Raw genomic sequence first — 7,611 nt, 5'->3', positions numbered from 1 at the left:
GCAGCGGGGGCCGCCCCGTCACCGCCGCGGCCCCCGCTGCCGCCGAACAACCCGCCCGGCCCGCCGTCGCCGCCATCGCCGCCCGGGGGGAGCGCAACGCCGCCGTCGCCCCCGTCACCGAACAATCCGGCCGACCCGCCGCGGCCGCCGTTGTACCCGTTGCCGCCGTTACCGAAGAGTCCGGCGTTACCGCCCACGCACGGTCCGGCCGGGCAGGTCTCGGGGGTCCACGAGTAGCCGTCGCCCCAGATCAGTCCGCCGTTGGGCCTGTCGGCGCTGCCGTTCCCGAAAAACCCGCGCAGCGGGTCGACGGGGCCGGCGGGAGTCTGCGCGGGCCGGATCGCCGGCCTGGTCGCGGGCTTGGGCGCGGGCTTGGGCGAGTCGCGTCGCTGGCTGTGCCGGGGCGCCGACGATTCACCGGTCCGGTCGGCGCGCCCAATCCGGTCAGCACCGGCCCCGGGGGAATCAGCATCGGCGACGGCCGACGAACCGGCCCAGCACAGACCGGCAAGCACCGCCGCCGCGCCCCACCGGAAACCTGACATCACCCGCTCCACACCGCTTTCTCAGCGAAGCTTACACCTGATCGATCTAGAAGGGCGGGGGATCGTCGCCGGGGTCCGGCGGGGGTCCGGCGTAGCTGTCGCATCGGTCGCGGGCACGGTGATTGCGGGCACGTTCGGTGGCGATGCGGTGGGCCCGGTTCTGCGCCCGGGTGGTGCGCCGCAGGGGCATCATCGCGGTGCGGTGCCCGCAGGGCGCTTCGCCGGCGCCCGGTCGCGGACTAACCGGTTCTCGGGCCGGCGGCGTGGAGATGGGCAGGGCGGGAAACAGCGTCGCACTGCCCGGGGTGGTGATGTAGATCTGGTCGCCGGGCAGCGTCCAGATGACGGTGCCATCGGGCAGCTGCTGATCCTGCCAGCCCCAAAAAGTCTTCAGCAAGTGGTGAAAACGACACAGGAACTTGATGTTTGACGCATGTGTGCACCCGCCCCGGGCGTGCGGCACGGTGTGGTCGAGATCGCACTCGGTGGCCGGGTGGTCACACCCGGGAGCGCGGCAGGTCATGTCCCGGGCGCGCACGAAGTCGGCCAGCGCGCGGGAGGGCCGGTAGCGCGGTTCGGCGACGGCCGGGTCGGCCAGGGTCCGTAGCCGGACGGTGGCCGCCAGGTCGCGAAGCTGTTCGGCGCTGATCCAGGCCCCCGAGCCCAGCAGGTAGGCGGGCCGGTCGCCGCGTCCCTCGACGGTCGCCTGCTCGGCGACGACCTGCACCACCACCGGCGAGGCGACCTTGGCCGTCGCGGGGCAGGTGGAGTTGCCGCACTGGCAGCACAGCCGATCGGCACCGCCGGCCAGAGCGCCGAGAGCATCGGCGCGGCGCTGGGCCCTGGTGCGCGGATCGTCGGCGCACACCGTGGCCGCCAGCGCGTCCAGCCGCTTGTCGAGCACTTCGGCATCGGTGGCGAACAACCGCGCCGCGACGTCGGCCGATCCGTCCTGTGCGGCCCAGATGGTCACGTCGCGGTCGCGCGCCCGCTCGCGCTCGCGGCGGACGGCGTCGGGGTCGACGTGGGCGATGATGCGGTCGATCTCACGGGCCAGCCGGCCCTGCATCATCGACGGCCAGCACGCCGCGCGGGCGGCCAACTGCCGGTCGACCGCCGCGCGCGCACCCTCGTCGGTGATCAGCGTGGTGCGGTAGACGATGGTGCGATAGGTCGCCAGGTCGATGTCGCCGGCCTCGAACACCGCCGCCACGGCGGGCAGCCCGAGCATCGCCAGGCCGTAGTTCATCGCGCTGCCCGCCCGCCCCAGGCTGATCCCCAGCGCCGCGGCGATCTCCGCGCCCACCGCCGCCCAGGTGTCCACCGCCCACTCGGCCCGCTCGCCGCGCTCAGCCCGGCGCATCTCGAACAACTCCGCAACCTTGCGCAGCCTCAGCGCCGCGGCCCGGTTCTCCGCGCGCTGCGCGTCGACGATGCCGGCGATCACCGACCGGGAGGCCGCTGTGCGCGGGGGCTCCCAATAGTCGTGAACCGGTCCACCGAACATGTGTTCGATTTTAGGACGGGGGTCCGACAACAATCGGAAATCAGGTGCCGGTCCAGTTCGGGGCGCGCTTCTCGGCGAACGCCACCGCGCCCTCGCGGGCGTCCTTGGAGGCGAACACCGGCCCGATGATCGCGGCCTGCTCGCGCCACTGGTCTGCGGGACTCCAGCCGCGCGACTCGACGATGACCCGCTTGGTGGCGGCCACCGCCAGCGGCCCGTTGACGGTGATCCGCTCGGCCAGCGCGATCGCCGCGGCCAGCGCCTGCCCGGGCTCGCAGAGCGCATTGACCAGGCCCAGCTGGTGCGCCCGCTCGGCAGAGAGCGTGTCGCCGGTCAGCGCCAGCTCCATGGCGATCTGGAACGGGATGCGCTGCGGCAGCCGCAGCAGCCCGCCACCGGCGGCGACCAGCCCGCGCTTGACCTCCGGGATACCGAAGGCGGCGTTGGTGGCGGCGACGATCAGGTCGGTCGCCAGCGCCAGTTCGGTCCCGCCGGCCAGCGCGTAGCCCTCGACGGCGGCGATAACCGGCTTGACCGGCGGCCGTTCGGTGAAGCCCAGACCGCGACCCTTGACCGCGACGTTCTCCCCGCGGGCGAACGCCTTGAGGTCCATGCCGGCGCAGAACGAACCGCCCGCGCCGGTGACGATGCCGACCGACAGTCCGGGATCGTCGTCGAGCCGGTCGGTGGCGGCGGCCAGCCCGTGGCTGACCGCGGCGTTGACCGCGTTCTTGGCCTCGGGCCGGTTGATGGTGATGACCAGGATGCGGTCACGCTGCTCGGTCAGGACGGCGGTTTCATCGCTCACCCGGGGATCGTAACGACGGCGGCGACGGAAGTGTCCGCATAGTGACCGCATAATGTCCGCATGGCCGCGGATATCCATCCGGAATTGCGCCGGATCGCGCGTTTCGTGCCGCGCCGGATGGTCTATCCCTGGTCGGTGCCGCTGCTGCGGCGGCTGCCGGATCTGCCCCGACCGTCGAATGACGGTGTGGAGGTGCTCACCCTTGCCGGCGGAGCCGGGACGCGGCTGTACCGGCCGGCCGGCGCGTCGAGTCCGGCCCCTGCCCTGGTGTGGATCCACGGCGGCGGCTATGTGATCGGCAGCGCCGCGCAGGACGACCGGCTCTGCCGTGACTGGGCACACCGGCTGGGCATGGTGGTGGCGTCCGTGGAGTACCGCCTGGCCCCGGAGGACCCCTACCCGACTCCTCTGGAGGACTGCTATCAGGTGCTGACCTGGCTGGCCGGGTTGCCCGGGGTGGACCGCGACCGGATCGCGATCGGCGGGGCCAGCGCGGGCGGCGGGCTGGCCGCAGCACTGGCGCTGCTGGCCCGCGACCGCGGCGAGATCCGGCCGGTGCTGCAGCTGCTGTCCTACCCGATGCTCGACGACCGGACCCTCGATCCCGCTCTCGATGATCCCGGTTTCCGGCTGTGGGACACCGCCAGCAACCGGTTCGGGTGGGGGTCCTATCTCGGCGACGCCGATCCGGACAGCGCGGTACCGGCCCGCCGCGAGGACCTCGCCGATCTGCCGCCGGCCTGGATCGGGGTGGGAACGCTGGATCTCTTCCACGGCGAGGACCTCACCTACGCGGCCCGCCTCGCCGCCGCGGGCGTGCCGTGCGAGTTCCACGAGGTTCCCGGGGCGTTCCACGGATTCGACCGCATCGCACCCAAAGCCGCTGTCTCCCAAGTGTATTTTGACGACTCCTGCGCGAATCTGCGGAAGGCCTGCGCGTGACGGCACTGACGCAGCAGCAGGGCGATCTGCGCGACGTGGTCGGCGAGGTGATGGCGGCCCGCTCCGGCGAGGCCGAGGTGCGCCGGCAGATGGCCGGGGACGCCGGATACGACCCGGACCTGTGGGCCGAACTGGCCGGGATGGGACTGCTCGGCCTGATCATCCCGGAGGAGTACGGCGGGTCGGGCGCGGGCGCGACCGAACTCAGCGTGGTGGCCGAGCAGATGGGCCGGGCGCTGCTGTGCGCGCCGTACCTGTCCACCGCGGTGCTGACGCCGTACCTGCTCGCCGCACTCGACGACGCGGCCGAGAGCCGGGCGGTGCTGCCCCGCATCGCCTCCGGCGAACTGATCGCCACCGTGGCGTTCGCCGAGGCCGGCTCGACGCGTCCGCCGGCCGAGCCCGCCACCGTCGCGAGTCACGACGCCGGCGGCTGGCGGCTGACCGGCGAGAAGACCTACGTGCTGGACGCCGCCATCGCCGACCTGGTGTACGTGGCGGCCCAATCCGGTTCGGGCACCGCGGTTTTCGCCGTGGAGCGCGTGGCACCCGGGCTGACGGTCACCCCGCTGGAGACCCTCGACCAGACCCGCCGGCAAGGGCGGCTGACCCTGGCCGACACCCCGGCCCGGCTGATCGGGGCGGCGGACGGCGGTGCGGATGCCCTGGCGGTGGCGCTGGACCGGGCGGCGGTGGCGTTGGTCGCCGAGCAGGCCGGCGGTGCGCTGCACGCCACCCAGATGGCCGTCGACTATGCGCGCACCCGCCACCAGTTCGGCCGCGCAATCGGCAGCTTCCAGGCGGTCAAGCACATGTGCGTGGACATGCTGCTGGAGGCGCAGTCCGCACTGTCGGCCGCGCGTCACGTCGCCGCCGCGTTCGACGCCGCGGAGCCCGATCGGCTGGCCGATCTGGCGCTGGCCCAGTCCTACTGCTCGGACGCGTTCGTCTTCGTGGCCGCCACCACCATCCAGGCGCACGGCGGCATCGGCTTCACCTGGGAGCACCCCGCGCACCTGTATCTGCGGCGCGCCCGCACCAACGCCCAGATCTTCGGCAGCCCGGCCTGGCACCGGGAGCGCTACATTCGATTGCAGGAGGAACGCTGATGACCGATCCCGACGAGGACGTGCGCGCCGAGGTCCGCGGTTGGCTGGCTGAGAACTGGGATCCGGTCACCGACCGCGCCGAGTGGGGCCGCCGCGTCGTCGATGCCGGCTGGGCGGTGCCCAGTTGGGAGCCGCAGTGGTGGGGCCGCGGACTCACCGATGCCCAATCCCGCATCGTGGCAGCCGAATTCGCCGCCGTCGGCGCGCCCGGAAGCGGGCACGATCGCGCCGACATGATGGCCTGCACCCTGCACGATCTGGGCACCGACGAGCAGAAGCACCGGTTGATCCCGCCGTCGATCCGCGGCGAGACGCGGTGGTGCCTGCTCTACAGCGAACCCGGTGCCGGGTCGGACCTGGCCGGGCTGCGCACTCGCGCCGAGCGCGACGGGGACGACTGGGTGGTCACCGGCCAGAAGGTGTGGACCTCGTTCGCCACCGCCGCCGACTACGGCCTGCTGGTCGCGCGCACCGACTGGGACGTGCCCAAGCACCGGGGGATCAGCTTCTTCATCTTCCCGATGCGCCAGCCGGGCGTGGAGGTCCGCCCGATCCACCAGATCACCGGCGAGTCGGAGTTCAACGAGGTGTTCATCACCGACGCCCGGGTGCCGCACGCCAACCTGGTCGGCGAACCCGGCGGCGGCTGGGCGGTGCTGCAGTTGGCGCTGGCCTACGAGCGGCGACTGATGGGTGATCTGGCCCGGACCTCACGGGTCGCCCGCGACCTCAAGCCCGACGCCGACAGTCTGATCGGGATGGCGCGTTCGGCAGGGGCGCTCTCCGATGCGCACATCCGTCAGCAGATCGCCCGGATGGACGGCTACGCGGCGGTCAACCGGTGGAACACCCAGCGCGCCAAGGCAACCGGCGACCGGGTCGAGGCGGCCACCCTAATGGCGCTGGGCAAGATCGCGATGTCGCGGATCCTGCACGGCACCGCGCAGGTGCAGACCGAGATCACCGGCGCCGAGTCGATGCTCACCGGATCGGACAATCCGGTCGGCGACGCGGTGAACTTCCGGACGCTCAACGCCTACTTCACCTCGATCGGCGGCGGCACCGACCAGATTCAGCGCAACATCGTCGGCGAACGGGTACTGGGGCTGCCCAAGGAGCCCGAGCCCTACCGCGACACTCCCTTCCGGGATCTGCCGCACTGAGAACCGTGCCTCACCCGAAGTGCACGACGTCGCCGCCCCAGACCGCGCGGATCTCGGCGTCGGCGTCGTAGACGATGCGATCGGCGCGGTCGATGACCAGACACGCCCGGTCCGCTTCCTGATACGGCGTCCACTCCGGCTCGCCGGGCGGGCCGTTCGGCTTGGAGTTGGCGGCGAAGTTGACCCAGCGGGTCCGGATCCGGCGGGACACCCCCTTGGCCGCCTTCGCCCCGCCCAGTTTGAGCGTGACGTCGCGGGGTGCGCCCAAAGTGCCCCAGACATAGGGCAATTCGGTGGCGTGAGCGGCGCGCACCAGCAGCAGCTTCATGATCGGGGTGGAGAAGTCGAAGCGGTACAGGTAGACCGGAGCGACCCTGCTGTGCCCCTCGGCCAGCCACACCGTGGGCATCCGGAATCCCACGTCGCTGGCGATGTTCAGGCCGCGGGCGCGCCCCGGGTAGCTCGCCCCGAGTTGCTGCTCGGTGGGCAACTGCAGGTCAGGCTGCTCGGCGGCGATCTCGGTGAACATCGAGGTGATCGCGCGCGGGGTGATCGGCATCAGCGGGGAGCGCATCAGGCGGAACAGCGCGGCCTCGTTGCGGTTGGTTCCGATGATCAGCGGGACCGGGTGCGTGCGGCCGTCGCGGGCCGCGCACACCGGATAGTCCGGCAGCAGGTCGCCGTCGACGATCGGCACGAAGGCCAGGGTTCCGGGATTGCGCACCGGCACCTCGTCGAACACCTTCTTGGTCGCCGAGATCAGCGCAGGGACGTCCACCTCGCGCAACCGTTTCGCGTCGGCGTGGTCAATGCCGAGGTGGTCGAGCACCTCATGGGTGACGCGCTCGGCGCGGTCGGGGTCGTAGACGGAGGTCGCCGGTGAGCTCTGCGCGATCGCGTTGGCGAACAGCCCGGCGGCCTGCGGGACGGCCAGCAGGGTGGTGACGATTCCCGCGCCGGCGGACTCGCCGAACAGCGTCACCCGGTCGGGGTCACCGCCGAACGCGGCGATGTTCGCGGCGACCCAGCGCAGCGCGGCGAGCACGTCCCGCAGGCCGACGTTGGTGTCGAACTGGCCGCCCGGGCCGGTGGGGGTCAGGAACCCGAAGACGCCCAGCCGGTAGTTGAGCGTGACCACGACGACGTCGCCGGTGCTCGACAGCCGTCGTCCGTGGTAGAGCGCCTGGCTGCCGGACCCGAGCACGTAGGCGCCGCCGTGCAGCCAGACCAGCACCGGCTTGGCGTCGCCGGCCCGGGTGCCCGAGGGCGCCCAGACGTTGAGCCGCAGACAGTCCTCGTCCTGCGGGCCGCCGAGGTCCAGCGGGAAGTTCGGGATGGGTGGCTGCGGGCACACGTTGCCGTAGCGCCTCGCCTCGAATACCTCGGTCCAGCGCGGGGGCGGCTGGGGGGCGCGGAAGCGCAGTTCGCCGACCGGGGCCGCCGCGTACGGGATGCCCTTCCAGCTGGCCGTCTGTCCGTCGTCGACACCCCGCACCGGGCCGTGGGTCGTGTCGACCACGGGCGTATCGGTTTTCAC

At 72.2% G+C, this 7,611-nt stretch carries 6 protein-coding genes and 1 pseudogene; 3 read left to right on the top strand and 4 right to left on the bottom strand.

The features are described 5' to 3' along the window. The 3 genes and pseudogenes from ACKOB8_RS11500 to ACKOB8_RS11490 all read right to left on the bottom strand — a co-directional run. A pseudogene (locus ACKOB8_RS11500) lies at window positions 1-545 on the bottom strand (hypothetical protein); the annotation flags it as partial. Between the two features lie 46 nt (window positions 546-591). Continuing rightward, window positions 592-2,052: an HNH endonuclease signature motif containing protein gene (locus tag ACKOB8_RS11495; RefSeq protein WP_526377343.1), complete on the bottom strand. Its 1,461-nt coding sequence runs from the start codon at window positions 2,050-2,052 to the stop codon at window positions 592-594. Window positions 2,053-2,092: 40 nt separating this feature from the next. After that, the gene (locus ACKOB8_RS11490; RefSeq protein ID WP_526377342.1) at window positions 2,093-2,911 is read right to left on the bottom strand and encodes an enoyl-CoA hydratase/isomerase family protein; all 819 of its coding nucleotides are present in this window, start codon (window positions 2,909-2,911) and stop codon (window positions 2,093-2,095) included. A 9-nt stretch (window positions 2,912-2,920) separates the two neighbouring features. Between ACKOB8_RS11490 and ACKOB8_RS11485 the strand changes: the two genes are divergently transcribed. Genes ACKOB8_RS11485 through ACKOB8_RS11475 form a run of 3 tightly spaced genes read left to right on the top strand, consistent with a single transcriptional unit; the run spans window position 2,921 to window position 6,074 of the window. Then, on the top strand, window positions 2,921-3,802 hold the full coding sequence (locus ACKOB8_RS11485; RefSeq protein WP_526377341.1) for an alpha/beta hydrolase: 882 nt from the start codon (window positions 2,921-2,923) through the stop codon (window positions 3,800-3,802). Beyond that, complete coding sequence (locus tag ACKOB8_RS11480) at window positions 3,799-4,911, top strand: acyl-CoA dehydrogenase family protein (RefSeq protein ID WP_526377340.1); 1,113 nt, start codon at window positions 3,799-3,801, stop codon at window positions 4,909-4,911. Before ACKOB8_RS11485 ends, ACKOB8_RS11480 begins: the two co-directional genes overlap by 4 nt. Then, entirely contained in the window at window positions 4,911-6,074 is a 1,164-nt protein-coding gene (locus ACKOB8_RS11475) for an acyl-CoA dehydrogenase family protein (RefSeq protein WP_526377339.1), read from the top strand. The genes ACKOB8_RS11480 and ACKOB8_RS11475 overlap by 1 nt, the downstream gene beginning before the upstream one ends. 10 nt (window positions 6,075-6,084) lie before the next feature. On the opposite strand, the gene ACKOB8_RS11470 is transcribed toward ACKOB8_RS11475, so the two are convergent. Next, on the bottom strand, window positions 6,085-7,611 hold the full coding sequence (locus tag ACKOB8_RS11470) for a carboxylesterase/lipase family protein (RefSeq protein WP_526377338.1): 1,527 nt from the start codon (window positions 7,609-7,611) through the stop codon (window positions 6,085-6,087).

The organism is Mycobacterium sp. (assembly GCF_046091765.1).
GTDB lineage: Bacteria > Actinomycetota > Actinomycetes > Mycobacteriales > Mycobacteriaceae > Mycobacterium.
This window is presented reverse-complemented; position numbering and strand designations above follow the sequence as displayed.

Bases quoted from the DNA above. Each gene is read 5' to 3' on its own strand.
- ACKOB8_RS11485 (WP_526377341.1), top strand. From the start codon at position 2,921: ATGGCCGCGGATATCCATCCGGAATTGCGCCGGATCGCGCGTTTCGTG.
- ACKOB8_RS11490 (WP_526377342.1), bottom strand. From the start codon at position 2,911: ATGCGGTCACTATGCGGACACTTCCGTCGCCGCCGTCGTTACGATCCC.
- ACKOB8_RS11495 (WP_526377343.1), bottom strand. From the start codon at position 2,052: ATGTTCGGTGGACCGGTTCACGACTATTGGGAGCCCCCGCGCACAGCG.
- ACKOB8_RS11475 (WP_526377339.1), top strand. From the start codon at position 4,911: ATGACCGATCCCGACGAGGACGTGCGCGCCGAGGTCCGCGGTTGGCTG.